This is a genomic window from Streptomyces sp. NPDC005752, from assembly GCF_040630715.1.
Taxonomy (GTDB): domain Bacteria; phylum Actinomycetota; class Actinomycetes; order Streptomycetales; family Streptomycetaceae; genus Streptomyces.
The window spans coordinates 131,906-155,145 of record NZ_JBEXYB010000017.1 but is presented as its reverse complement, the minus strand read 5'-3'; the positions used below and the strand labels follow the sequence as shown (position 1 = coordinate 155,145).

At 73.0% G+C, this 23,240-nt stretch carries 19 protein-coding genes; 6 read left to right on the top strand and 13 right to left on the bottom strand.

Annotated features, from left to right (window positions below; genetic code table 11):
- The 3 genes from secD to ligA form a co-directional block, all read right to left on the bottom strand.
- The coding region (gene secD / locus ABZ441_RS16755) for a protein translocase subunit SecD (protein WP_358973895.1) at positions 1-1,557 on the bottom strand (1,557 nt) is incomplete at its 3' end.
- 605 nt (positions 1,558-2,162) lie between these two features.
- Positions 2,163-2,963 carry a rod shape-determining protein gene (locus ABZ441_RS16750; protein WP_358973891.1) on the bottom strand — a complete coding sequence of 267 codons (801 nt, stop codon included), beginning with the start codon at positions 2,961-2,963 and terminating at the stop codon, positions 2,163-2,165.
- Positions 2,964-3,109: 146 nt separating this feature from the next.
- The gene (gene ligA / locus ABZ441_RS16745; RefSeq protein WP_358973888.1) at positions 3,110-5,206 is read right to left on the bottom strand and encodes an NAD-dependent DNA ligase LigA; all 2,097 of its coding nucleotides are present in this window, start codon (positions 5,204-5,206) and stop codon (positions 3,110-3,112) included.
- A gap of 134 nt (positions 5,207-5,340) precedes the next feature.
- Between ligA and ABZ441_RS16740 the strand changes: the two genes are divergently transcribed.
- Positions 5,341-6,396: a LacI family DNA-binding transcriptional regulator gene (locus ABZ441_RS16740; RefSeq protein WP_358973885.1), complete on the top strand. Its 1,056-nt coding sequence runs from the start codon at positions 5,341-5,343 to the stop codon at positions 6,394-6,396.
- Positions 6,397-6,409: 13 nt separating this feature from the next.
- On the opposite strand, the gene ABZ441_RS16735 is transcribed toward ABZ441_RS16740, so the two are convergent.
- Both ABZ441_RS16735 and ABZ441_RS16730 read right to left on the bottom strand, forming a co-directional pair.
- Positions 6,410-8,698, bottom strand: a complete 2,289-nt coding sequence (locus tag ABZ441_RS16735; RefSeq protein WP_358973882.1) for an alkaline phosphatase family protein — start codon at positions 8,696-8,698, stop codon at positions 6,410-6,412.
- A 102-nt stretch (positions 8,699-8,800) separates the two neighbouring features.
- A complete protein-coding gene (locus ABZ441_RS16730) occupies positions 8,801-9,217 on the bottom strand; it encodes a hypothetical protein (protein WP_358973913.1) in 417 nt (138 codons plus the stop codon).
- 179 nt (positions 9,218-9,396) lie between these two features.
- On the opposite strand from ABZ441_RS16730, the gene ABZ441_RS16725 reads away from it, so the two are divergent.
- Both ABZ441_RS16725 and ABZ441_RS16720 read left to right on the top strand, forming a co-directional pair.
- Positions 9,397-10,173: an MBL fold metallo-hydrolase gene (locus ABZ441_RS16725; protein WP_358973879.1), complete on the top strand. Its 777-nt coding sequence runs from the start codon at positions 9,397-9,399 to the stop codon at positions 10,171-10,173.
- Positions 10,170-10,790: a VTT domain-containing protein gene (locus ABZ441_RS16720; RefSeq protein WP_358973876.1), complete on the top strand. Its 621-nt coding sequence runs from the start codon at positions 10,170-10,172 to the stop codon at positions 10,788-10,790. Before ABZ441_RS16725 ends, ABZ441_RS16720 begins: the two co-directional genes overlap by 4 nt.
- Before the next feature lie 26 nt (positions 10,791-10,816).
- On the opposite strand, the gene ABZ441_RS16715 is transcribed toward ABZ441_RS16720, so the two are convergent.
- The 4 genes from ABZ441_RS16715 to ABZ441_RS16700 all read right to left on the bottom strand — a co-directional run bounded on the left by ABZ441_RS16715 (position 10,817) and on the right by ABZ441_RS16700 (position 14,834).
- Positions 10,817-11,842, bottom strand: coding sequence for an MBL fold metallo-hydrolase (locus ABZ441_RS16715; protein WP_358973872.1), 1,026 nt, complete (start codon positions 11,840-11,842; stop codon positions 10,817-10,819).
- 13 nt (positions 11,843-11,855) lie between these two features.
- Positions 11,856-13,097: an aminotransferase class I/II-fold pyridoxal phosphate-dependent enzyme gene (locus ABZ441_RS16710; RefSeq protein ID WP_358973869.1), complete on the bottom strand. Its 1,242-nt coding sequence runs from the start codon at positions 13,095-13,097 to the stop codon at positions 11,856-11,858.
- Positions 13,098-13,215: 118 nt separating this feature from the next.
- On the bottom strand, positions 13,216-14,064 hold the full coding sequence (locus tag ABZ441_RS16705) for an SMP-30/gluconolactonase/LRE family protein (RefSeq protein WP_358973866.1): 849 nt from the start codon (positions 14,062-14,064) through the stop codon (positions 13,216-13,218).
- Complete coding sequence (locus tag ABZ441_RS16700) at positions 14,061-14,834, bottom strand: IclR family transcriptional regulator (RefSeq protein WP_358973864.1); 774 nt, start codon at positions 14,832-14,834, stop codon at positions 14,061-14,063. The genes ABZ441_RS16705 and ABZ441_RS16700 overlap by 4 nt, the downstream gene beginning before the upstream one ends.
- Before the next feature lie 215 nt (positions 14,835-15,049).
- Here ABZ441_RS16700 and ABZ441_RS16695 point away from each other — a divergent pair, with 215 nt between their 5' ends.
- From ABZ441_RS16695 to ABZ441_RS16685, 3 genes are all read left to right on the top strand, one after another.
- Complete coding sequence (locus tag ABZ441_RS16695) at positions 15,050-16,546, top strand: phosphatase PAP2 family protein (RefSeq protein ID WP_358973861.1); 1,497 nt, start codon at positions 15,050-15,052, stop codon at positions 16,544-16,546.
- Between the two features lie 97 nt (positions 16,547-16,643).
- Entirely contained in the window at positions 16,644-17,453 is an 810-nt protein-coding gene (locus ABZ441_RS16690) for a methyltransferase domain-containing protein (RefSeq protein WP_358973858.1), read from the top strand.
- Between the two features lie 60 nt (positions 17,454-17,513).
- Positions 17,514-17,867 carry a VOC family protein gene (locus tag ABZ441_RS16685; protein ID WP_358973857.1) on the top strand — a complete coding sequence of 118 codons (354 nt, stop codon included), beginning with the start codon at positions 17,514-17,516 and terminating at the stop codon, positions 17,865-17,867.
- A gap of 114 nt (positions 17,868-17,981) precedes the next feature.
- On the opposite strand, the gene ABZ441_RS16680 is transcribed toward ABZ441_RS16685, so the two are convergent.
- The 4 genes from ABZ441_RS16680 to ABZ441_RS16665 all read right to left on the bottom strand — a co-directional run bounded on the left by ABZ441_RS16680 (position 17,982) and on the right by ABZ441_RS16665 (position 23,184).
- Positions 17,982-18,215 carry a LapA family protein gene (locus ABZ441_RS16680; RefSeq protein WP_358973855.1) on the bottom strand — a complete coding sequence of 78 codons (234 nt, stop codon included), beginning with the start codon at positions 18,213-18,215 and terminating at the stop codon, positions 17,982-17,984.
- Positions 18,216-18,330: 115 nt separating this feature from the next.
- Positions 18,331-20,118, bottom strand: a complete 1,788-nt coding sequence (locus ABZ441_RS16675; protein ID WP_358973853.1) for a CocE/NonD family hydrolase — start codon at positions 20,116-20,118, stop codon at positions 18,331-18,333.
- Between the two features lie 124 nt (positions 20,119-20,242).
- Complete coding sequence (locus ABZ441_RS16670; RefSeq protein WP_358973850.1) at positions 20,243-21,187, bottom strand: LD-carboxypeptidase; 945 nt, start codon at positions 21,185-21,187, stop codon at positions 20,243-20,245.
- Entirely contained in the window at positions 21,184-23,184 is a 2,001-nt protein-coding gene (locus tag ABZ441_RS16665) for a prolyl oligopeptidase family serine peptidase (RefSeq protein ID WP_358973847.1), read from the bottom strand. The genes ABZ441_RS16670 and ABZ441_RS16665 overlap by 4 nt, the downstream gene beginning before the upstream one ends.
- Positions 23,185-23,240 lie beyond the last annotated feature (56 nt).

Here is a 23,240-nt window from a genome sequence, read left to right as displayed (position 1 = left end):
GCCCCCCCCCGGGGGGGCGCAGGGGGGGGGGGGGGGGGGGCCGGCGGGGGGGGGGGGGGGGCGCCACACCCCCCCCCCCCCCCCCCCGGTGAACTCGACGCCCAGGTCGATTCCGCGCACGAGGATGCCGGTCACGGCGACGAGCACGAGCGCGGTGGACATCATCAGCCAGCGGCGCGGCGACCGGAACAGCTGGATGTCGCGCGTGTTCAGCCAGGTGCGGACGCGACCGGGCCGTGCGATGCCGTTGACTCCCCGGTAGTCGTTGACGAACCGGGAGCCGGCCGCGATCTCGGTGAGCGCGCGGGCGATGACGAGCGCCGAGAACATCGAGGCCAGCACACCGATGGCGAGCGTGACCCCGAAGCCCTTGACCGGCCCGGAGCCGAGGAAGAAGAGAAGCGCCGCCGCGATGAGGGTGGTGACGTTGGAATCGGCGACCGCGCTCCACGCGTTTCGGAATCCGGCCGTCAGCGCGGAGCGCAGCGAGCGGCTCGTCCGGCCCGCGTACTCCTCACGGGCCCGTTCGAAGACAAGGACGTTCGCATCCACCGCCATACCGATGGCGAGAACGAAGCCGGCGAGTCCCGGCAGGGTCAGGGTGACGCCCAGGGCGACGAGGGCGGCGTAGGAGATCACGCCGTACGCGCCCAGGGCCAGCGCGGCGAGCGCGCCGAACAGCCGGTACACCAAGGTGATGAACAGCGCGGTCGCGGCGGCACCGATGAGTGCGGCACGGGCGCTCGCATCGATGGCGGAGGCACCGAGCGTCGGGCCCACGGTCCGCTGCTCGACGATCTCCACGGGTACGGGCAGCGCGCCGCCCTTGATGAGCAGCGCGAGATCACGTGCTTCGTCGGCGCTGAAGGAACCGGTGATCTGGGTGGAACCAGAAGGCAGCCCGATCTCGCAGCCGACCGACGGATCCACCTGGGGTGAGGAGATGACCTTGCCGTCGAGGACGATCGCGACGCGGCGCCGTTCGTCCCCGGCCGGGTTGCAGGCGGCGTCCCCGGTGAGCCGCGTCCATTCCTTGCCCGCGTCCTCGTGGAAGTCGAGCGAGACCGTCCAGCCCGTGCCCTGCTGGGCGTCGAACTGCGCGGTGGCGTCCTGGACCCCGGCACCCGAGAGCCGTTCCGGGCCGAGTGGGAGAGGAGTGCCCTGTTCGTCGGGGAGCGTCTTCCCTTCGTCCTTCTGCGCGGCTTCGGGACCCTGGACCGCGTGGAAGCCGAGCTGTGCCGTCTTTCCGATGACCTCGGCGGCCTGTCTCGGGTCCTGGACGTCGGGCAGTTCGACGATGATCCGGTCCTCGCCCGAGCGCGTCAGGGTCGGTTCGGAGACGCCGAGGGAGTCGATGCGCTGCCGCAGCACCTCCAGGGTGCGGTCGGTGCTCTCCCGGTCGGCCTTGGCGGTGTCGGAGTCCTTGGCCTGGAGCACCATCCGGGTGCCGCCCTGGAGATCGAGGCCGAGTCTGGGTGACATGGTCAGTGTGACGAACACGGCGGCGAGCAGTACGGCGGCAGCCAGAACCGCTCGCACCGTGGTGGCGCGAGTCATGGGAGTCCCCTCGAGTGGGCGTCGTCCGCCCCGGTCTCAGCGGGGAGGGCGTGACGACAGGTCTGCGGAACAGGACCGGTGGAAGGCCGGCTGACTGGCCTTCACCCCCGGAGGGCCCCGCACACCAGGCAGCGCCGCCCTGATCCGTACGACGACGACCGGCCCGGCACCGGCTGTTCCCGCGACGGCACCCCGAGGGGGTGGAAGGTTCTGTGTACGCGGCGGCAGGGCGCCGTGACCGGGTGGGGGGCAGGGGTGCGGGGGGTGCGGGCGATCGGCGCCCGCACGCGGCCCCGGCACGGGAACGGCCTGTGTGGCGGCGTCGGCTGCATGCGCGGCACGCCGGGCGATGTGCGTGGCGGTGTCCGCAGCGTGCGTGGCGGTGTCCGCGGCACGGGTAACGGTGTCCGCGGTGTGCGCTGAGGGGTCGGAGAGCTTGGCGAGGGATGTGCCCGGCAGCACGGCTCCGGTTGCCGTCGGCACTCCTCCGAGCAGAGCCAGGACGGCGAGGAGCAGCGCGGCAAGGATGTGCCGCGCCTGGTGCGGCGGTGTGACATGCGGCACCCGCGGGGGCGCGTTCCCCCGGGCCGCCCCCGGGAGGGGGCTCACCTCAGCGAGTCCAGGATCAGCGCCGCGCCCCGCACCACGGCCGTCGAAGGGTCGGGGGTGACACGCACCGGAACGCCGAGACAGCCCTCGATCCGGTCGGTGACGTCACGACGGAGTGCTCCGCCGCCGGTGAGCACGGGGCCCCGGCGGAGCGCTCCGCGCATCGCGCCGTGCCGGTCTTCACGCCACATGGACGTGATCATATCGAGGACGTTCCCGACGAGTTCCGTCGGCGGTGCCTGCGGTCCGAGATCACTGAGCCCCACGTCGGCCTGGCGGGCGTCGACGACCGATCCGTCGACGAGCAGGGCGACTTCGGTCAGCTCCGCGCCCATGTCGACGACGAGCACGGGTCCTCCGCCCGGCGGTCCGGCGCACGCGGCGACGGCGCTGGCGCTGTTCAGCACCACGGCATCGGACGCACCGAGCGCGGCGAGGAGTTCCCCCGCCAGCGTCCGGTGCTCCGGTCCTGCCAGCACGGGGTGGCTCAGCACGATCACGCTGTCCTGCCGGTGGGGACCCAGCGCGGTGTCGGCGAGACGGTCCAGCAGCCCGGCGCAGGAGTCGGCGTCGACGATGCGCCCCCGCCGGACCGGCCGGCGTGCGCCGTCCTCCCGGTCGGCCGGTCCATCGGTGACGAGCCCCTGCCCGGGGACCCAGGCGCGGGCCCCGGAGCTTCCCAGGTCGATGGCGAGTCCCCTGACGGGGCCGGCCCGCCGGGACGCCGCACCGGCGGGTGCCGCCTGCCGCCGGAGGACCGGGCGACCGCGCCGCCGTCCGTCACGCGAAGAACGCATCGGCCCTCACCCTCAGGTCGCCCGCCACAGCCGCCGGCACTCACCGAGCCACTGATAGCGAGGCATGATTGACCCATCACTATGCAATACAAGGCACGGAAAGGCCACTCCCCCGATAATCCCAAGACACATGGTCGTGTATGGCCTCACACCTCCAGGGCCAGAAAGGCTTCGACCAGCTCGGCGAATTCCTCGGGCGCGGCGATCCGCACACCGAGGTCCTCGGCCTTGGCCCGCTTGGATCCGGCCTTCTCCCCGGCGACGAGCAGGCTCGTGCGCTTGGAGACGCTGGAGGAGGACTTCCCTCCGGCCCGCTCGATCAGTTCGTTCATCTGGTTGCGTGAGAGCTTCTCCAGGGCCCCGGTCATCGCCCCCGTCACCACGACCGTCATGCCGCCGAGTGGCAGGCCCGCCTCGGCCTGTTCGCCGGCACCCTCCTCGGACACCGCACCGGGTTCCGGCGGCGGGGTGGCTCCCGGCTCCGTCATGTTGACCCCGGCCACCGTCAGCTTGCCGATCAGCGGCGCCAGCTCCTGCAGTTCCCTGACGACCGCCGCCGCCTTCTCCTTGCCGATGCCGTCGACCTGCTGCAACGCCTCCGCGTCGGCCGCGACGATCCGGTCCATCGAGGCGAAGTGGCGCGCGATCCGGCGGGACATGGACCGGCCCGTACCGCGGACGCCGAGGGCGCAGAAGACACGGGACAGCGGACGGGACGCGGCGGCCTCGATGGCCGCCAGCAGATTGTCGGTGGAGGTCTCCCCCATCCGTTCCAGGGAGAGCAGCCGGTCACGCTCCAACGTGAACAGATCGGCGAAGTCCTGGACCAGGCCCGCGTCGACGAGCTGGACGACGCGGCTGGCACCGAGCCCCTCGATGTCGAGCTGATCACGGCCGGCCGCATAGGAGATGGACGCGACCACGTGGCAGTCGCGGCCCCGGATGCAGCGCCAGCGCTGCTCGCTCATGTCGATCTCCGAGCCGCACTGGGGGCACACCTCGGGAAAGACGACCGGCCGCTCCTCGCCCGTCCGCAGGTGCGCGACGGGCGCCTCGATGCGGGGAATGATGTCGCCCGCCTTGTAGACCATCACGCGGTCTCCCAGGCGCAGATCACGGCGGGTGATGTCGGCCGGATTGTGCAGCGTGGCATAGCTGACGGTGGACCCGTCGATCTCGACGGGCTCCAGCACGGCCCTCGGCGCGATGATGCCGGTCCTGCCCACGTTCCATTCGACGCCCAGCAGCCGGGTGACCTTCTCCACGGCCGGCAGCTTGTAGGCGATGGCCCAGCGCGGTGCCCGTGTCCCGGACCCCGCGTCGCGCTGGTCGGCCGCCCGGTCCGCCTTGATCACGATTCCGTCGATCCCGAACGGCAGCGAGGCACGCAGGGCGGCGATGCCCTCCACCCCTGCCTGCACCTCCTCGACCGTGGTGACGGTGCGTGGGGCGACCTCGGTGTCCGCCGCCGTGTGCACGCCGAGCCCGGCGACGTACTCCAGGACCTCACTGTGCGGGAGTTCGGCCAGGGTGGCCGTCAGCTCACCGGAGTCCGGGAGAGCCAGCGCGCCGTAGGCGAAGAAGGTCATCTCCACGCGGTACGGGCGGTCCTTGGCCCGGAGGGTGCCCGCCGCCCCGTTGCGCGGATTGGCGAAGGGCGCGGCGCCGTGCTCCGTACGCACCGTGTTGGCCTGCTCGAACTGCTCGTCGGTCATGAGGATCTCGCCGCGCACCTCCAGGGTGACGGGAGCACCGAGCCGGTCGGGCAGGCCGAGCACCGTACCGATCGCGTGCGAGACGTCTTCGCCGGCCGTGCCGTCGCCACGGGTGATGAGCAGGTCGAGGCGGCCCTGCTGATAACGCGCGGCGACGGCCAGGCCGTCGAGCTTGGGCTCCACGCTCCAGGCGGCGACGGGTCTGCCTGTCCGCCGCTCCACGGACGCGGTCCAGGTGACGAACTGCTCGGCGGAGAACACGTTGTCCAGCGAGAGCATCGGAACGGTGTGCGGCACGTCCCCCGACGCCGCCCCGCCCGCGACCTTCCCGGTCGGCGAGGCGTCCAGCACCTCCTGCGGGTGGTCCTCCTCGTAGGCCGCGATGCCGCGCACCAGCCGGTCGTACGCATCGTCGTCGAGCGGGCTCTCACCTGCGGTGTAATACGCGGCGGCGGCACGCTCGGCCTGCTCCACCGCGGCTGCGTAGGCGGCGGTGTCGGTGAGCACACCGGCTGAGTTCGTCATCATGACCACCATCCTGCCGCCTGCCACTGACAACGGCCGGGCAGCGGTCCGCCGTCCTGACTGCACCGGGTGCGGCGAGGCCGCTGACGTGCCGGAACCCTTCGCGTGTCCGTCGGACCACCCGGTATAAAGACAGCATGACTGCCGATGTCTCACCGCCCGTACGCCCCGCCACCTTGGAGGACGTGGCCGCGGTGGCGGGCGTCTCCCGGGCGACCGTGTCCCGTGTGATCAACGGTGCGACCACGGTGGACCCGGCACTGCGGCGGGTCGTGGAGGAGGCGGTGGCCACCACGGGCTACGTTCCCAACCGCGCGGCGCGGGCGCTGGTGACGCGGCGGACCGATTCGATCGCCCTGGTGGTGTCGGAGCGTGAACGGCGCCCCGTCTCCGAGCCGTTCATCGGCCGGATGTTCTCCGACCCCCACTTCGGGCGCGTGGTCGGCGGACTGATGGACGTGCTGCGCCCCGCCGGGATCCAGATGGTTCTGATGCTGGCCGACGACGAGGCCTCCCGCAACCAGCTGTTGTCGTATCTGCGCAGGGGCCATGTGGACGGGGTGGTGCTGATCTCCTCGCACGCCGACGACCCGCTGCCCGGACTGCTCCATGACACCCGGCTGCCCGCCGTGCTCGCCGGCCGGCCGCGCCGGCCCTCACCGCTCACCTATGTCGAGGCGGACCAGCGGGCCGGGGCACGGATCGCGGCCGATCATCTGGCGGGCCTGGGACGACGTTGCGTCGGAACGGTCGCGGGCCCGCAGGACATGCCTGCGGGGCAGGTGCGTCTGACGGGCTTCCTGGACGCGCTGCGGGAGCACGGTATCGGGGACGTGGTGACGGCCGAGGGGGACTTCACCCACGCGGGCGGGGCCTCGGCGATGCGGCGGCTGCTGCACGAACGGCCGGATCTGGACGCGGTGTTCATCGCGTCGGACCTGATGGCGCTGGGGGCACTCCCCGTGCTTCTGCGGGCGGGCAGGGACGTGCCCGGGGATGTGGCCGTGGTGGGCTTCGACGACAGCAACGCGGCCGTGGCGTGCGATCCGCCGCTGACGACCGTGCGTCAGCCGGTGGAGGAGATGGCCGCCGAGATGGCCCGGCTCCTCCTGAGGCAGATCGGCAGTCCTGGCGACGGCCCGGCGCCGTCGGTGGTCTTCCGTCCGACGCTGGTGCGGCGCGAGTCGGCCTGACGGCCGGAACCGCTCATCCGCGGGTACCGGGTACGGCGTCGTCGGGGTCCGGAACGGCCTCGTCGGAGTCCCGGGCCGCGGTGAGGGGGCCTCCCGCACCGGCCGGCCCCTCCTGCCGGTCCTGCTGCTCCTTTCCTTCCCGCCCGTCCGGGAAGGGCTCGTCGACCCGCACCGCCCCGGCGAAGCCCTCCTGCTGCAGCGGCACCTGGGGGCCGGACAGCTCCCTCAGCCAGCGCGCCAGCACCCGGTGCACCGTCTCCGCCCCCACCGGGCCGGCCGAGGGCGCTACCACGGGACCCTCCGGAGCCTCGCCCGGAGGGGTGTCCGCCGCCACGACGTCGAGGGGGTCCGTCAGCGTCCGCGGCCACAGGAGGAACGGCCGCGACTGTTCGCCGCCGAGCCCGCCGTGCGAACCGATCTGCTCCTCGAAGGCGTGTACGCGACCGGTCCCGGGGTCGTACATCGAATTGATCATGACGTCCGCCACGTGCGGGAAACCATCGGTGCGCCGCACCGCTTCCGCCGCCCCGGCGCCGAAGACGGCGATCGGCCCTTCCCCGTCCCTGAGCTCCGCCACGGGCACCTCGGCACCGCCCCGGCCCATCACCACCGAGCCGTGCTTCTGACTCCGCACGAGGAGAAAACCGACTCCGGGGTGGGAGGCCAGCGTGCCGAGCAGCGCGGGATGGCGGCGGTCGAGTTGCTCGCGTGAGGCCCGCCCCCCGATGTCCGGGAACGACAGCAGCCCCAGATTTCCGGAGGCGAGCACCACAGGGTCGGAGGGCTTGGCCGGGTGCTCCGCCTCGTGCTCCCCGGCGACGGGCCTGTGCAGTGCGATGCGTACGGCGTCACGGGCCTCCGAAGCGCTGCGGGTGCGCTGCGCCCGGCGGGGCACGGGGAGCCCGCAGCCGGCTCGCACGAGGTCCTTGAGCGTGAGGCCGTAACGCCCAGCGAAGGTCTCCCCCGGGCTCTGGCCGTGATCGGACAGCAGCACGATCCGGTAGTCGCGCGGGGTGTGGTCGGCGATCTTCAGGATGAGGCCCAGCGAGCGGTCGAGCCGGGTCAGGACCTTCTCCGCGTCCCGGCTGTGCGGCCCGGAGTGGTGGGCGACCTCGTCGTAGGCGACCAGGTCGGCGTAGACCGCGGTGCGTCCCGCGAACATGTCGCCGATCACCGCGGCGACCACCACATCGCGTTCGACGACGGTCGCGAACGCCCTGATGAAGGGGTACAGCCCACCGCGCTTGACCCGGGGTGACTCCTTGCGCACCCGTGCCCGTACCGACTGGCCTATCTCGCGGCCCACCTCGGCGACGAAGGACAGGGCCGTCCGGACGGCGTTGGCCGGGTCGGAGAAGTAGGCGAAGTAGCCGGCGCGCGAGCGTCGGCCCTTGCCGAGCCTGGCGGCCATCGACAGGACCAGGGCGAGCTGGTCCGCGCCGCCGCTGAAGAGGTTGCCGCGGCTCGCACCGTCGACGGTGAGCAGGCCGCCGTCATGGGTGCGGGCTATGGCCCTTCGCTGCAGTTCGAGGGCGCTCGCCGGTCTGCTGGAGACCATGACGGTGCCGGTCTCCTTCTCGAACCAGCGGAAGGCCGGCACGTCGAAGTTGCTCCCGTGCAGGATGCCGAGCTGGCTGGCTCCCGTCTGGCTGGACCAGTCGGTGGTCCACGGGGTGAGCCGGTGGCCCGCCTCGTCGGCGAGGAGGCCGGCCACGGTCGGCATCAGGCCGTCGGCGGCCGCCTGCTCGAGCACGTCGTGCCCCACCCCGTCGAGCTGGACGAACACGATGCCCGGCGGGCCACCGCGTCCGCCGTCGGCGCTCCTCGGCATGCCGCTGCGTCTGCGGCGCCGGTCGGCGAGGCGGGAGAGCCTGCGCCGGTAGGCGTCGTCGTCGCGGACCGCGAGGGCGGTGGACGTCGCGGAGGCGACGGCGGACATGACGGCCGCGACGACGACGGCCGTCTCCGGGTTCGCGTCGCCGCGCCCGTCCGGGATGAGCCGCAGCGCGATCAGCAGCAGTGAGCCGTTGAGGAAGAAGACGAGGGCGCCGAGGACCAGGGCGGGCACGATGAGCAGCGCTCTGACGAGCACCGGCCACACCAGGGCGGAGAGCAGACCGAAGGCCCCCGCGCCCCAGGCCGCGGTGAAGGCGGTCCTCGTGACGGTGTCGCCGTCGGCGGCCTGGAGCCGGAAGTCGGGCAGGATCCCCGCGAGCGTCAGCAGCGTGAGTGTGGAGACGGCCCACACCGCGACCACGCGTATCAGGGTTCCCCCGGCCCTACGCCATCGACCGTCGCTCACGCCGTTCCACCTCACGTCCGGGCCCGGTGTTCGTCACGGGCCGGCGTCAAGCCTGTCACAGCCCTCCGCGGCTTCGTCGAGGCCCCGCGCCCTCTCCGGCGATCAGCAGCCGTCGTATCCTGCGGTCGGCATGGAGAGTCGGCGGTGGACGTCGGCCTTGGTGCGCGCGGTGTAGGCGGGCTCCTCCAGGCCGGCGAATTCCAGCCGCACACCACGGCGCTCGCACTCCGCCGCGAAGTCCGCCGCCGAGTCGAGTGCCCGCGCGAGCACCCGGTGGCTGGGCGCCACGAACAGTTCGACCCGGCCGCCTTCGGTGTCGGCCCAGAGGGCCCGGTGATCGGGGCGCAGCCCGTGGACGCGGAGCTGGCGGGTGACGACGTGTCCCCGGTCCGCGGCCCAGCGTGCGCACATGGCGTGCTGGGCCCGGGTGTCGACGAGGAACGGGTCGCCGTCGAGCTCCTCCAGCGGTGTGAGACTGGCGATGGCCGCCACCCGCAAGCCTGCGACGACGTCGCCCATGGCCGGATCCCCCCGCACTCGGATGCTGGACACGACCCTACCCCTGCGGTAGCCCTCCGTAGCGGCCCGTGAGCATGCCGGTTCCGGCGCGAAGGAGCTCTCCGGCGTGGGAAGGGCGCAGAACGCCTACCCTCGTACGCGTACGGCGATGTCGGGGGCACGGACAAGGAGGCGGGGCGGTGGAGGTCACCTGGTGGGGTCATGCCACCTGCACGATCGAGGACACCGGGGTCAGAGTACTGACCGACCCGCTGTTCGCACGGCGCTTCGCGCACCTGCGGCGCCGCCGGGGTGACGTCCCGCCGCCAGAGGCCGCGGTCGCCGACGTGGTCCTGATCTCGCACCTGCACTCCGACCATCTGCATCTCCCCTCCCTGGCCCGCCTCGCCCCCGGCAGCCTGCTGGTCGTGCCCCGGGGAGCGGTCGGGGCCGTCCCGCGCCTCCGGATGCTGGGCCGGACGCGCGGGCTGCGCATCCGCGAGGTCGCCGCGGGAGACGTGGTGCGGGTCGGTGAGGTACGGGTCCGCGCGGTTCCGGCCCTGCACGACGGGCGGCGGCTGCCGGTCGGCCCGCGCCGGGTGCCGGCTCTCGGATACGTCGTCGAGGGCGAGGCCCGCACCTATTTCGCCGGGGACACCGGGCTGTTCGAGGGCATGGCCGACGCGGTGGGGCGGGTGGACGTCGCGCTGCTCCCGGTCGGCGGCTGGGGGCCCAATCTGGGCCACCACCACCTGGACGCGGCCCGCGCCGCGCAGGTGCTGACCATGCTGGAGCCGCGGTCCGCCGTGCCGGTGCACTACGGCACGTACTGGCCGATCGGGATGGACGGGATCCGGCCGCACGAGTTCCATGCGCCGGGCGACGAGTTCGTGCGGCAGGCGGCGCGGGTGGCACCGGAAGTGGCGGTGCACCGTCTGGGGCACGGTGAGCATGTGAGACCGGAGGCCCGTAGGTGATAGAGGAAGTACTGCGGCAGCTGCCGACGGAGTCGACGCAGCAGGCCGTCGGTTACCCGACGTTGTTCCTGCTCGTGGCGTTGGGGTCGCTGGTGCCGGTGGTGCCGACGGGAGCGCTGGTGAGCACGGCGGCCGTCGTGACGCTCCACCAGACGTCACCGTTCGCCCTGCTCGTGGTGTTCGCCGTGGCATCGAGCGCTGCGTTCCTCGGGGACATATGCCTGTACTGGCTGGGGCAGCGCGGGGTGCGGTCCAGGAACGGCTCGAAGTGGCTGGAGACGATCACCGGCCGGGCTGCTCCGGAGCGGCTCGCGCAGGCGCAGCAGAAGCTGGACGAGCAGAGCGGGACCGTGCTGGTGCTGTCCCGGCTGGTGCCGGCCGGGCGCATCCCGGTGATGCTGGCCTGTCTGCTCGGCCGGATGCCGATGCGGCAGTTCGCCCGCGGCGACGTTCCCGCGTGTCTGGCGTGGGCGGCGACGTATCAGCTGATCGGGATTCTGGGTGGCTCGCTGTTTCCGGAGCCGTGGGAGGGAGTGCTCGCGGCGGTCGTCCTGACGCTGCTGATCAGCGGGACGCCGGCGCTCTGGCGGCGGCTGAGGGCCCGCATGGCCGGCTGAGGAGCCTGTGCGCCGGCCGGGCACGGTCAGGCGTCCAGGACGCGTGAGCCGCCGACCGGCAGGTCCCAGAGGTCGGCGCGCGGGTGTCCGGCCTGCTGCCAGGCCGTGCGGAGCCGGGTCAGCGGTTCGAGGACCGGTTCGGCGGAGAGCAGGAACGTCGCCCAGTGCATCGGTGCCAGCGCGCGGGCACCGAGGTCCTCGTACGCCTGGACGGCCTCCTCGGGGTCGGTGTGCACGTCGGAGAGCCACCACCGCGGTTCGTACGCCCCGATCGGGAGCATCGCCAGGTCCAGTCCGGGATGGCGTCGGCCGATCTCCTTGAACCAGTGGCCGTAGCCGGTGTCCCCCGCGAAGTAGAGCCGGCGCCCTCCTCCGTCCCCGATCACCCAGCCGCCCCACAGGGACCGGCAGGTGTCCAGGAGGGTGCGCTTGGACCAGTGGTGGGAGGGCACGAAGTCGAACCGGACACCGCCGATCTCCGCCGACTCCCACCAGTCGAGCTCGGTGACGCAGGTGAAGCGGCGGCGACGGCACCAGCGGCCGAGACCGGCGGGGACGAGGAGCGGGGTGTCCCTGGGGAGCCTGCGGAGGGTGGGGGCGTCGAGGTGGTCGTAGTGGTTGTGGCTGATCAGGACCGCGTCGACGGGCGGCAGTTCGTCCCAGGGGACGCCCACGGGGGTGATCCTGGCCGGGGTGCCGAGGATGCGCCGGGACCAGACGGGGTCGGTGAGGACGGTGAGGCCCCCGATGCGGACGATCCAGCTGGCGTGTCCGGCCCAGGTGACGGCCATCGTGTCCGGACCGGCGGCGGGCAGTGGCCGGGGAGCGTACGGCAGCCGGTGAATGCCCCGGAGTCCCTCGGTGTTGGGCCGGAGGGCGCGCTCCCTGGCCAGGCGGGTCATGCCCCGGACACCCGGGAGCGGCGCGGTGAGCCGGTCCGCGAAGCTGCGGGGCCAGGTCCGGATCTCACCGAGGCGGCGCGGGGCGGCGACAGGGGGGCCGGCGGGCACGCGGCCGGCTCCGGTGGACGGACGCTCGGTCTGTTCCGTCATCGAGAGGCTCCTGTCATCGGAGTTCATCGAGGGCTGCTGCGAAAATGCTCAGTGCTCGGGCGACGTGGGGCAATTCCAGGGGCTCCACAGCAGTGAGTGACTCCGTCTGCTGCTCCGGGGTTGAGCCGAGCAGCGGCCCGGTGCCGATCCGCACCCGTAGCGCTCCCAGTTCGTCCCCGAACCGGTGCCCGCCGGGGGCGGGGGTGCCGAGACGTTTCGTCAGGTAGTCCTCCAGTTCCATCGAGTCGGTGACGCCCCGGGCGGCCAGCCGGGGGCGCAGCGGGCCGAGGTCGGCGTAGAGATGGCGGCCTGCCTGCGGCGGCCTGGCCAGGGCGCCCACGGTGAGCACCGCGCGGTGCGCGGCGGAGGCGACGTGGGCCTGGAGGTGTGCCGCCTGCCGGATCCGCTCCGTGACGGCTGCGGGTTCGCCCAGCGCGTGTGCGGCGGCACTCGCGACGGGCTCGGCGACGAGGGCACCGAGAGCGGTGAGGATGTCGAGTACGCGGGCCCGGCGCGCGGCGGCGCGCCCGGTGGCGGGAAAGCGTGCGACGGCGACCGGCCAGGCGGAGGGGGTGAGGGCTCCGGCCAGGTCGGTCAGGACGGTGACGTCGTCGGGGCACATCTCGGCGGGGCTGAGCAGGACGGTGTCGTGGGGCCGGTGCAGGGTGTCGCGCCAGGTCTCGTCGCTCACGATGTGCAGCCCCTCGGAGACCGCGGCCTCACACACCTCGCGCACCAGTTCCGGAGGGGCGAGGGTCGCGGTCGGGTCGTCGGCCACGGAGATCAGGAGCAGCCGGGGCCTGCCGCCCTCGGCCCGCACCCTGCGTACGGTCTCCAGCAGGGCGTACGGGTCCGGGATGCCGCCGCACTCGGCGGGCGTCGGCACGTGGTACGCGGGCCGGCCGAGCAGACGCGCCTGCGGCATCCAGGTCGCGGGACAGGGGCGGGGCATGAGCACGTCGCCGCCGTACGCGGCGATCAACGCGAGCAGGAGCGGCTGGGCACCCGGGGCCGCCGCGACGTCCTCGGGCCCCCCGTGCAGGCTCCGCCTCTCCCAGTACGCGCAGGCCGCCTGCCGCAGGATCGTTCCGCCACCGGGTGGCTCGGGACGGGGCCGAGCAGCCGAGGCGGCCAGCACGCCGGCGAGTTCGGGCAGTACGGGAAGGCCGGGGTCGGGGGCGGGCGGCCCGTAGCGGACCGGCCCGTGGTCCTCGCCGAGGGGGCGGGGCCGCTGCTTCCCCTCACTCCGGTGCATCCGGGGGCCTCCCTCCGCCTGTGTCGCCCTCAGGCCCCTTTATACGGAGGTTCTCAGGGGCCCGCCCCCGCACCGGAAGGGAACCCGGCAGAAATACGTACGGCGTCCCGTCGCCCGCTCATCCCGCGAACGGCGTCCCCGGCAGCCCCTGCCCCGCGTCCGGCAGCACGAGCAGGGAGCCCGACAGGGGGTGGGGCGCGTCCAGGCCCGTGCGGGCGGTGGAGACGTAGAGGTCACGGAGGCCGGGTCCGCCGAAGGCGCACGCCGTGGGCCGCCTGACCGGCAGCTCCACGACCCTGTCCAGCCGGCCGTCGGGGGTGTAGCGCCGGATGGCGGCGCCGTCCCAGAAGGCGACCCACACACAGCCCTCGGCGTCCACCGTCAGCCCGTCCGGCCACCCGGCCACCTGCTCGACGGCGACGAAGGGGCGCCGGTTCAGGGCGCGCTCCCCGTACACGTCGAGGACGTCGATGCGCCGTGTGGGGGTGTCGACGTAGTACATGAGCCGGCCGTCCGGGCTCCAACCGGTGCCGTTACTGACCGTCACCGCGTCGAGGACCGGGCTCACCGTGCCGTCCGGGGCGATCCGGGTGAGGGCGCCTCCCCCCTGGGCCTCGTCGTAGCGCATGGTGCCGGCCCAGAGCGCGCCGTCCGGGGCGACGGCCGCGTCGTTGCCCCGCCGTCCGGGTGCGGGGTCGTGGACGAGCCAGGAGAAGGCGCCGTCGGCGCCGTACAGGCCGGTGCCGTCCCGCAGGACGACCACGAGGCCGCCGCCCGCCCGTGGCTTCGCCGCCCCGACGTGCTGGCCGGTGACCATGACCGTGCGGCGGCCGGTCGCCGGGTCGTAGGTGTGGACGCGGGAGGAGAGGATGTCGACCCAGATCAGCCGGCCGGCCGCAGCGTCCCAGGTGGGACCCTCGCCCAGCTCGGCCTGTTCCCGCACGGCCACGTCCGGCAACGACCTCATATCTGGGCCCTGTGGTGTCCGAGCCGGCCGGACAGCGCGTCGGCGCCGCCCGCCGCGAGCTGCGCGAGTTCCGCCTCGCGCTCCTCGCTCCAGCGGATCATCGGCACGGAGATGGAGAGCGCGGCGACGACCCGCCCGGACCGGTCCCGGACGGGCGCGGCCACACAGCTCACATCCGGGTTCGACTCCCGGTGCTCCACCGCTATGCCCCGCTTGCGGACGGCGGCGAGCGCGGCCCGCAGCTCCACGGCGTCGGTGAGGCTGTTGTCGGTCATGGCGATGAGGTCGCGTCCGTCGAGACGGGCGTCGAGCTCCGCCTCCGGGAGCGCGGCGAGCAAGAGCTTGCCGACCGAGGTGCAGTGGGCGGGCAGCTTGCGGCCCGCGGCGGAGACCATACGGACGGCGTGCGTGGAGTCGACCTTGGCGATGTAGATGACCTCCGTGTCCTCCAGGATCGCCACGTGGACCGTCTCGCCGCAGGTCTCGGCGACCTCGCGGGCCACCTGCTGCCCCTCGGCCGCGAGGTCGAGCTGCTCGGCGTAGCGGCTGCCGAGCTGGTAGGTGCGCACGCCCAGCCGGTAGCGGCCCGGCTGTTCGGGGACCGTGACCAGGTAGGACCGTGCGGCGAGCGTGGTGAGGAGTTCGTGGACGGTGGTCCGCGGCAGTTGGAGCTTGCGGGTGACCTCGGGGGCGGAAAGAGTTCCCTCGCCCTGGAGGAAGAGCTCGAGGACATCCAGCGCCCTGGTCACCGCGGGGACGAGTCGTCCCATGATCGCCCGCCTATCTCGTTCGACACTCCGGCCATTGACCGGAATCACGAACGCAGGCTAACGGCAGGAATCTTGTCCGGGCAACGTGTTCGGCGAGGCGGAGCGGGCGGGACGGGGGCGATTCCCCTCATTCCCTGCGATTCGACCAGGATCCGGCGGAGGTCGCCGTGCGCGCCTCCTGGTTCACCGCCCGGTCGCAGGGTATTCGCTGTCCCATGTCGACAACGAACAGCCTCCCCTCCCCCGGCCGCTGGCGGGCCAGATTCCAGCAGCACGATCTTGCCGCGTTCCAGCGCGTGGCCGACCGACACTGGCCCGGCGCCGATGCCGTCCTGCCCCGGCTGAGCCGCGGCGCCAACCACGGGCTGCTGTGGTTCGGAGCCGCCGCGGGCATGGCGGCGCTGGGCTCCAGCGCGCGGTCCCGCAGGGCGGCGTTGCGCGGGATCGCCTCACTGGCGGTGGCGTCGGCCGCGATCAACACCGTGGGCAAGGGTGCGGTCCGCAGGGAGCGCCCCATAGTGGATCTGGTCCCGGTCATGCGGCAGCTGAAGCGGCAGCCCTACACCTCGTCCTTCCCGTCGGGGCACGCGGCGTCCGCCGCCGCCTTCGCGACGGGTGTCGCACTGGAGTCGAAGGGCTGGGGCGCCGTCGTCGCGCCGGTGGCGGCTGCCGTGGCGGCGTCCCGCGTCTACACAGGCGTCCACTATCCGAGCGATGTGCTGGCCGGTGCGGCGCTCGGCGTGGGTGCCGCGTTCGCACTGCGGGGCGTCGTACCGACCCGTGGACAGCTGCCCGCCCCCGGCAGACCGCCGGGCGAGGCCCCGGCACTGCCCGCCGGGCAGGACCTGGTGGTCGTCGTCAACCGGGAGTCCGGCTCCGCGACCGCCGCGGCGGCCCTGATCCGCGACGCCCTGCCGCTCGCGTCCACGGTGGAGTGCGCGCCGGCGGATCTGGCGGGATGCATGGAGAAGGCCGCGCAGGAGGGCAAGGCCCTGGGCGTGTGCGGGGGCGACGGCACCGTCAACATGGCGGCGGCCGTCGCGGCGACCCACAACGTGCCGCTCGCCGTCTTCCCCGGCGGGACACTCAACCATTTCGCCTACGACCTCGGCATCGAGACGGTGCAGGACACGGTGACGGCGCTGATCGCGGGCGACGCGGTCCGGGTCGACCTGGGCCGCTTCCGGCCCGGCCCGCAGGGGCCCGACGGCGCGCACGGGTACTTCCTCAACGCCTTCAGCCTGGGCGTCTACCCGGAGCTCGTCCGGACCAGGGAGCGCTGGTCGCCCAGGATCGGCGGCTGGCCCGCGGGCGTGCTCGCGGCCCTCGAGGCGCTGCGCGGCTCGCGCCCCCTGACCGCGGAGCTCCAGGGCAAGCGGCGCCCGCTGTGGCTGCTGTTCGTGGGCAACGGGCTGTTCCGGCGGGTGGGCCCCGCGCCGGGCCGCCGCCACAACCTGGCGGACGGCCTGCTGGACGTACGCGTGGTGCACGGCGGCAGGACCCCCGGCCTCCGGCTGCTCGCCGCGGCGGTCGCCGGACCGCTGAGCCGCTCCCCCGCCCACGCGGCCGTGCGTCGCCGCAGGGTACGGCTCGCCGGGCTCACCCCAGGGACTCCGTACGCCTACGACGGCGAGGTGGCGCACTCGGGGACGGAGCTGCTCATCGACAAGCTGCCGGAAGCGCTGACGGTGTACTGCCCGATGCCCGTCTAAATCAATCCACATAGCAAGACAGCTATCTCACAATTCGACATCACAGCTACCGTCGGCCCATCGCCCGCGACTGAGGTCCAAGAGGGGACGTCCGGCCATGCCGAAGGAAACAGCCGTCTACACCCACGGTCACCACGAGTCGGTTCTCCGCTCGCACCGATGGCGGACCGCAGCCAATTCGGCGGCCTACCTGATCGGCGCCCTCCGCCCGGGCCAGGCGCTCCTGGACGTGGGCTGCGGGCCGGGTACCATCACCGCGGACATCGCCGCGCTGGTGGCGCCCGGCCGGGTGACCGCGGTCGACAGGAGCCCCGACGTCCTGGACCGCGCGGCGGAGGCTGCCGCCGAACGCGGTGTGGACAACGTGGAGTTCGCCGTCGCCGACGTCCACGCCCTGGACTTCCCCGACGACTCCTTCGATGTCGTCCACGCCCATCAGGTGCTCCAGCACGTGGGGGACCCGGTACAGGCCCTGCGCGAGATGCGGCGGGTATGCCGCCCGGGCGGAGTCGTCGCGGCCCGCGACAGCGACTACGCGGCCATGGCCTGGTACCCGGAGGCGCCCGGGATGCGGGAGTGGCAGGAGCTGTACGGCCGGGTGGCCCGCGCCAACGGCGGTGAGCCCGACGCCGGACGCCGGTTGCTGTCCTGGGCGCGGCAGGCGGGCTTCACCGACGTCACCCCGACGGCGGCGGCCTGGTGCTTCGCCACCCCGGACGACCGTGCCTGGTGGAGCGGCCTCTGGGCGGACCGTACGACCGCGTCGGATTACGCGAAGCAGGCGGTGGACGGCGGACATGCCAGCGCCGGCCGGCTGACGGCCGTGTCGGAGGCCTGGCGTGCGTGGGGCGAGGAACCCGACGCATGGTTCATGGTGCCCCACGGCGAGGTCCTCTGCCGGGCGTGATCCGGCGGTCGGGCACGGAACCGATCACATACGGGCCTGCGGGCAACTACCCTCGTGGGCATGGAGATCCTGGGAACCACGCTGCGTATCTGCGTCGACGACCTGGAGGCCTCGGTGGCCTTCTACGAGGGCCTGACCAGCACTCCGGCTCTGCGCTTCGAGCGCGGCGGGGTCTCGGTGGCCGCGATCGGCTGCTTCCTGCTGATGAGCGGTCCCGAAGCCGAACTGGAGGTGCTGCGCAAGGTGTCGGCGACGATCGCGGTCAAGGACGTCGACGATGCCCACGCGGCTCTGACCCGGGTGGGCGCCAAGGTCATCGCGGGGCCCGTGCCCACGCCGGCCGGCCGCAATCTCATCGCCCTCCATCCCGACGGCTCCGTCTTCGAGTACGTCGACCGGAACGTGCCCGCCTGACCGGTCACGAGGACGCGCCGGATCACCGGCCCGGCGGCCTGTGGGCCCCTGCAGCCTCCCGCTGCCGAGGGTGCGGTTCACCCGGACGGTCGCGGCCGGCCGGCCGGACAGCCGTCAGCGGGCCGCACGCCTGCGGAAGAGGTAGGCCCCGCAGAGCGCACCGGCCACGAAGACCCCCAGCAGCGCCGCCCAGAGCGGCATCGTGACCTTCGGGATGATCACGCGGATGGTGACGTCGGCAGTGTTCACGCAGATGAAGACGATCGTCAGCACGGCCAGGAGGGTGACGGCGATCCGGGCGGCGCTGAACGCGCCCCTACTCCCGCTGTGTACGTCCTTGGGGCTCATTGAGCGGCCCTTTCGCTGAGTCCTGGGCTCCGGCTGCCGGGGGCGGCGGCCCCCGGCCCCAGGATGCCTCCGTCCGGGACCCGGGGAGCGATGAGCGGGACCGTACGGGTGACGGTCAGCCGACCACGGGGAGTTCCAGGACGCCTGTGTCCCCCGGGGCGCTGACCACGGTGACCGGCTTGACGCCCCGGTTGCCGAAGTAGGCCGTGTCGCTTCCGGCGACCACGAACCGCAGCCGGTGCCCGGCCTCGTACCGGTGGACGACGCCTGGGAGCTCGACGGTGAAGGGGCGGGTGACGTCGGGGACGCGCACCGGCGCGACGAGCCGGTTCACCAGCTTCTGGGTCCCGTCGGGCGCCACGTCGTACACCTTGGCGAACAGCACCAGCTTGTCCGCGGCGTCGCCGCTGTTCTGGACCCGTTCCGTCTTCGGCGATACGACCTTGAGCGTGGCCCTCGGCGCGCCTACCACGTCGAGCGGAGACGTCAGCGGCGGACCGGTCCACCCGAGGTAGGTGCCCTCGGTGTCGTAGGGCGCCGGGTCGGACAGCCCGATGAGCCCCGCGAGGGAGCTTTCCGAATGGCTCGTCGCAAGGAGCCGGTTGGCGTACTGACGACTGCCCCGGGCGACCTTCGAGCGGCTGTCCACCAGAGCGCCGTCGCCGGAGAGGTACATCGTGCGGGACATGCCCGGTACGGCGGCCGCGGTGCCGTAACCGCTCTCCCAGTCCCGGTAGTACGCGAACTCGGGTCCGGTGGAGGTGTTCTCGTCGTGGTGGAGGTACCGGTCGAACCAGGCGAGGATGCGCTGCCCGACGTAGCTGGTCTCCAGATTGCCGCTGCCCAGGTCGAGTTCGCCGGGCACCGAGCCGCCGCTGTGGCCCCACGACTGCCAGATCATCTTCGTCGTGGTGCCCCGGGCCTCGAGTGCCCGGTAGGTCGCGGTGGCCTCGTTGAGGTTGAACAGGCTGTCGGCCTGGCCCTGCACGAGCAGGGTCGGCGCGGTGACACCGGACAGGTAGGAGGCCGGCGAGACGCTCCGCGCGTACGTCAGCATCTCCCGCGTCGCGGCGGTGGGGTAGCGGCCGGAGTTCAGGAGGCGGATGGTGTCGCAGGCCCGCTCGGCGAAGTGCAGGCACCCGAGGCTGCCGAAACGCGACGGGTCGAGGGTCGGGACCAGCAGGGGCTGACCCTCACCCATCAGGTAGAAACCGTCTGTCCACTGCCACTTGAAGACGCCGGGCGTCTCGGAGGAGACACCCCGGGTCGCTCCGGCCGCGTTGGGTGCCAGCGAGTACGCCAGGTCGTTCCAGGTGATCAGCGGGACGAGCGCGTCGACGCGGTGGTCGGCGGATGCCGTCGCCAGTTGGACGGCTCCGCCGTAGGAGCCGCCGATCATGCCGACGACCGGGTCACCGGGTGCGTCCGAGGTGACGTAGTCGGCCTTGGTGCCGTCGTCAGCGGCGCGGGTACCGGCGAGGAAGTCGACGAGCCCGGAGGCCGCCTCGCCGTCGATCGCGGGGTCGTCGAGCGTGATGAGGCAGCCGGACCTGCCGAAACCCAGGCCCGAGTAGACGAGTCCGACGTAGCCGCGCTCGGCGAAGGACCTGCCGATGACGTCGGTGGAACCGTCGGACTTGCTGCCGCCGAAGCCGTTGGTGGCGAGGACGGCCGGGGCGGGATGCCGCGCGTCGACGCCGGCCGGCCTGTAGAGGTCGGCGTCCACGGTGCAGGACCGGTCGCCGGCCCGCACGGTGAACTCCAGCGCGGTGACGGTGTACTGCTCGGCCGCGGACGCCCGCGGTACGCCGGTCAGGGCCAGTGGGGCAAGGAGCGCCGCCCCCGCGAGCAAGGTGAGCGGACGGCGGAATCCGGGCACGGCGCGCGACACATGGACCTCCACACCGAGGACACCTTACCGACCGGTAAGTGCTGGGCCCGGCCCATGGTGTGACACACCTCATACCGCTGTCAATGTACGGGAGCCGGGTTCCCCCGGAAGATGCGCCGTGTCCGCGGCCTGCGCGTCAGACGAGCGCGGGCACTTGGGCGGTGAGCGTGCACCGGCCGCCGTCAGCCGGCGCGTCCAGCACCGCCGGGACGCCGAGCGGGACGGTCAGCGCCGTGGGTCCGTGACCGAAGCCCAGCTCCTCGACCACCGGAATCCCGAGACCGCCCAGCCGGTCGGCGAGCACGGCCCGCACGCCCTCGTACGGTCCGCACCCCTCCCACGAGCCGCACACCACCCCGGATATCCCGTCGAGGGCGCCGATCCGCAGCAGCCGGGTGAGGATGCCGTCCAGCCGGTACGGTTCCTCCCCGATGTCCTCGATCACCAGCAGGCCGCCCCGGGCGGAGGTCCTGGCCTGCGGGGTGCCGGCGTCGGCGGCGAGCAGGCTCAGACAGCCGCCGTAGGTGACCCCCCGGGCCGTACCGGGGACCAGCGCGGCCGCCCCGTCCAGACCGAGCCTCTGCGTCGACTCGGGTTCGAACAAGGTGGACCGCAGGGCCTGTTGAGTGGCTGCGTCCTTCAGGAAGACATCGGTGGCGACCATCGGGCCGTGCAGGGTCGAGAACCCGGCCCGCAGCGCGAACGCCTCGTGCAGCACGGTGACGTCGCTGTAGCCGACGAACGGCTTCGGCCCGGCCGCACGTATCGCGGACCAGTCCAGGAGATCGACCATGCGGTGTGCGCCGTACCCGCCCCTGGCGCACAGCACCGCGTCCACGGACGGGTCGCACCAGGCCTCCTGCAGGTCCCGCGCGCGGTCCTCGTCCGTACCCGCGAGGTGGTCCAGGACCGGGTGGGTGTCGAGGGCGTGCGGAGCCACGACGGGGTCCAGGTCCCAGCCGCGCAGCAGGTCGAGGCCGCGCGCCATCCGTTCGGCCGGCACGGGGCCGCTGGGGGCGACGACCGCGACCCGCGCCCCGGGGCGCAGCCGGGCCGCGCGGACGAGAGGTTCCAGGGTCACTTCGCGAGCTCCAGCCGCGGTACGTCGGGGCGGTCGATGCCGAACGTCTGCGCATACAACGACAGCTCGGCCTCCAGTGCACGCCTCACGGTGTCGGCCCGGCGGAAGCCGTGCGCCTCCCCCTCGAAGGCGAGATAGGCGTGCGGGATGCCGCGACCCTCGATCGCGGCGAGGAACCGGTCGCACTGGACGGGCGGGCAGATCGGGTCGTCGAGCCCCTGGAGCAGCACGAACGGCGTGGTGAGGCCGTCGGTGTGGTTGACGGGCGAACGCTCGCGGTAGCGCTCGGGCACCTCGGCGTACGGCCCCACGAGCGATTCCAGGTACTGCGACTCGAAGTCGTGCGTCTCTCCGGTGGCCCAGCCCTCCAGGTCGAGGATCGGGTAGCTGATCGCTCCACAGGCGTACACGTCGGTCCGGGTGAGGGAGGCGGCGGCGGTCCAGCCCCCGGCGCTTCCGCCCCGGATCGCCAGCCGGCCGCGGTCGGCCGCGCCCTCCTCGGCCAGCCCAAGTGCGACGGCGGCGCAGTCCTCCACGTCGACGACGCCCCACTGTCCGCGGAGCCGTTCGCGGTAGGCGCGGCCGTAACCGGTCGAGCCGCCGTAGTCGACCTCGGCGACGCCGATGCCCCGGGAGGTGAAGTAGGCGATCTCCAGGTCGAGTACGACCGGGGAGCGGCCGGTCGGGCCGCCGTGCGCCCAGATGACGTAGGGGGGCAGTTCACCGTCGGGCCCGGTGCGGTCGGGGTGGCGCGGCGGGTACACGTGGGCGTGGATCTCGCGTCCGGCCGGCCCCGTGAAGGTACGGATCTGCGGCTCGGGGTGGTAGGCGGGGTCGACCGCGTCCCGGTGGGGCGCGCCGATGGTCCGTGTGTGGCCCGTGGCCGTGTCCAGCTCCACCACTTCGTACGACGTGTGAGGGCTCGCGGCGATGCCGACCACCCGGGTGTCCTGCACGGCGAGCGACTCCGCCCACGCGGTCCACGGGCCCGCGGCGTCGACGAGGTCACCGGTCTCCGGGTCGAGCACACCGAGTGCGGTGGTGCCCCGGCCGTGGACGACGGCGATCAGCCCGTTGTCCAGGAGCTGGAACCAGCGCAGGCCGATCTTCCACAGCGGCCCGCCGAACTCCTCGTTGCGTACGGTGCAGAGGCGGCTGGTGGGCACGACCGCACCGGCGACGGCATCGGGCCTGATCCGCTGCAGCTCCCACCAGCCTCCGACGTCCGACACGAAGAGCAGCGAGCCGTCCCGGTCCCACTCCACCTGGACGACGGACTCGTCGATGTCGCCGACCAGGGGCCGGACGTCGGTGAATTCGCCTTCAGCGGTGACGTCGGCCATCTTCACGACGGTGCCGTCCCACGGCATCTGGGGATGGTCCCACGTGATCCACGCGGCCCGGCGGCCGTCGTGCGACAGCCTCGGGCCGGTGACGAACCGGTTCCGGTCGTCGGTGAGTTCACGTACGCCCGTGCGGTCCTCGGCGGCCGATCCGTCCAGGGGAACGGCGGCGATCACCCGGCGCACATCGGTGGGCGACTCCCCGGTGAACTCCTCCAGTACGCACCACACCTCGTCCCGCTCGAGGTGCAACTGCGGCTCCACCCAGCGCAGTCCTCCTCCGACGTCCGACACCGGGGTGAGCGGCCACGGCTCGCCCGGGCCGTCCGGTGCGTAGGCGTACAGCCGCTGGTCGGGGAAGTGGACGAAGACGACCAGGGGGCCGCCTTCCGCGCGCGGGGCACCGGCCCACGGCGTTCCGCCGTACTCGATGACGCGGCTGCGCGGGTTCCACGGTTCGGGGAGCACGGACCGGGTGCCGCCGTCGGCCGTGCGGCGCACGAGAGCACGCCGGCCGCCCTCGGCCGGGCGGGGTTCCGTCCACCACACCTCGTCGCCGACGGTCCCGACGAACTCGGGCCGTCCGTCGTGCGAGGCGGTGAGCTCCGCGTCGATCGGTGACGGCCAAGTGCCGTACGCCTCTGTGGACACCATGGACGGTTCCCCCTCTTCGGTCGGGCAATCGGTGTTGCGGCGGTGCAGTCCGCCGG

What these genes read in the sequence shown, in the direction of transcription:
- ABZ441_RS16710 (WP_358973869.1), bottom strand. Translation starts at nt 13,097, where the DNA reads ATGCACCGGAGTGAGGGGAAGCAGCGGCCCCGCCCCCTCGGCGAGGAC.
- ABZ441_RS16715 (WP_358973872.1), bottom strand. Translation starts at nt 11,842, where the DNA reads ATGACGGAACAGACCGAGCGTCCGTCCACCGGAGCCGGCCGCGTGCCC.
- ABZ441_RS16665 (WP_358973847.1), bottom strand. Translation starts at nt 23,184, where the DNA reads ATGGTGTCCACAGAGGCGTACGGCACTTGGCCGTCACCGATCGACGCG.
- ABZ441_RS16730 (WP_358973913.1), bottom strand. Translation starts at nt 9,217, where the DNA reads ATGGGCGACGTCGTCGCAGGCTTGCGGGTGGCGGCCATCGCCAGTCTC.
- ABZ441_RS16685 (WP_358973857.1), top strand. Translation starts at nt 17,514, where the DNA reads ATGGAGATCCTGGGAACCACGCTGCGTATCTGCGTCGACGACCTGGAG.
- ABZ441_RS16740 (WP_358973885.1), top strand. Translation starts at nt 5,341, where the DNA reads ATGACTGCCGATGTCTCACCGCCCGTACGCCCCGCCACCTTGGAGGAC.
- ABZ441_RS16680 (WP_358973855.1), bottom strand. Translation starts at nt 18,215, where the DNA reads ATGAGCCCCAAGGACGTACACAGCGGGAGTAGGGGCGCGTTCAGCGCC.
- ABZ441_RS16750 (WP_358973891.1), bottom strand. Translation starts at nt 2,963, where the DNA reads ATGCGTTCTTCGCGTGACGGACGGCGGCGCGGTCGCCCGGTCCTCCGG.
- ligA (WP_358973888.1), bottom strand. Translation starts at nt 5,206, where the DNA reads ATGATGACGAACTCAGCCGGTGTGCTCACCGACACCGCCGCCTACGCA.
- ABZ441_RS16695 (WP_358973861.1), top strand. Translation starts at nt 15,050, where the DNA reads ATGTCGACAACGAACAGCCTCCCCTCCCCCGGCCGCTGGCGGGCCAGA.
- ABZ441_RS16690 (WP_358973858.1), top strand. Translation starts at nt 16,644, where the DNA reads ATGCCGAAGGAAACAGCCGTCTACACCCACGGTCACCACGAGTCGGTT.
- ABZ441_RS16700 (WP_358973864.1), bottom strand. Translation starts at nt 14,834, where the DNA reads ATGGGACGACTCGTCCCCGCGGTGACCAGGGCGCTGGATGTCCTCGAG.
- ABZ441_RS16705 (WP_358973866.1), bottom strand. Translation starts at nt 14,064, where the DNA reads ATGAGGTCGTTGCCGGACGTGGCCGTGCGGGAACAGGCCGAGCTGGGC.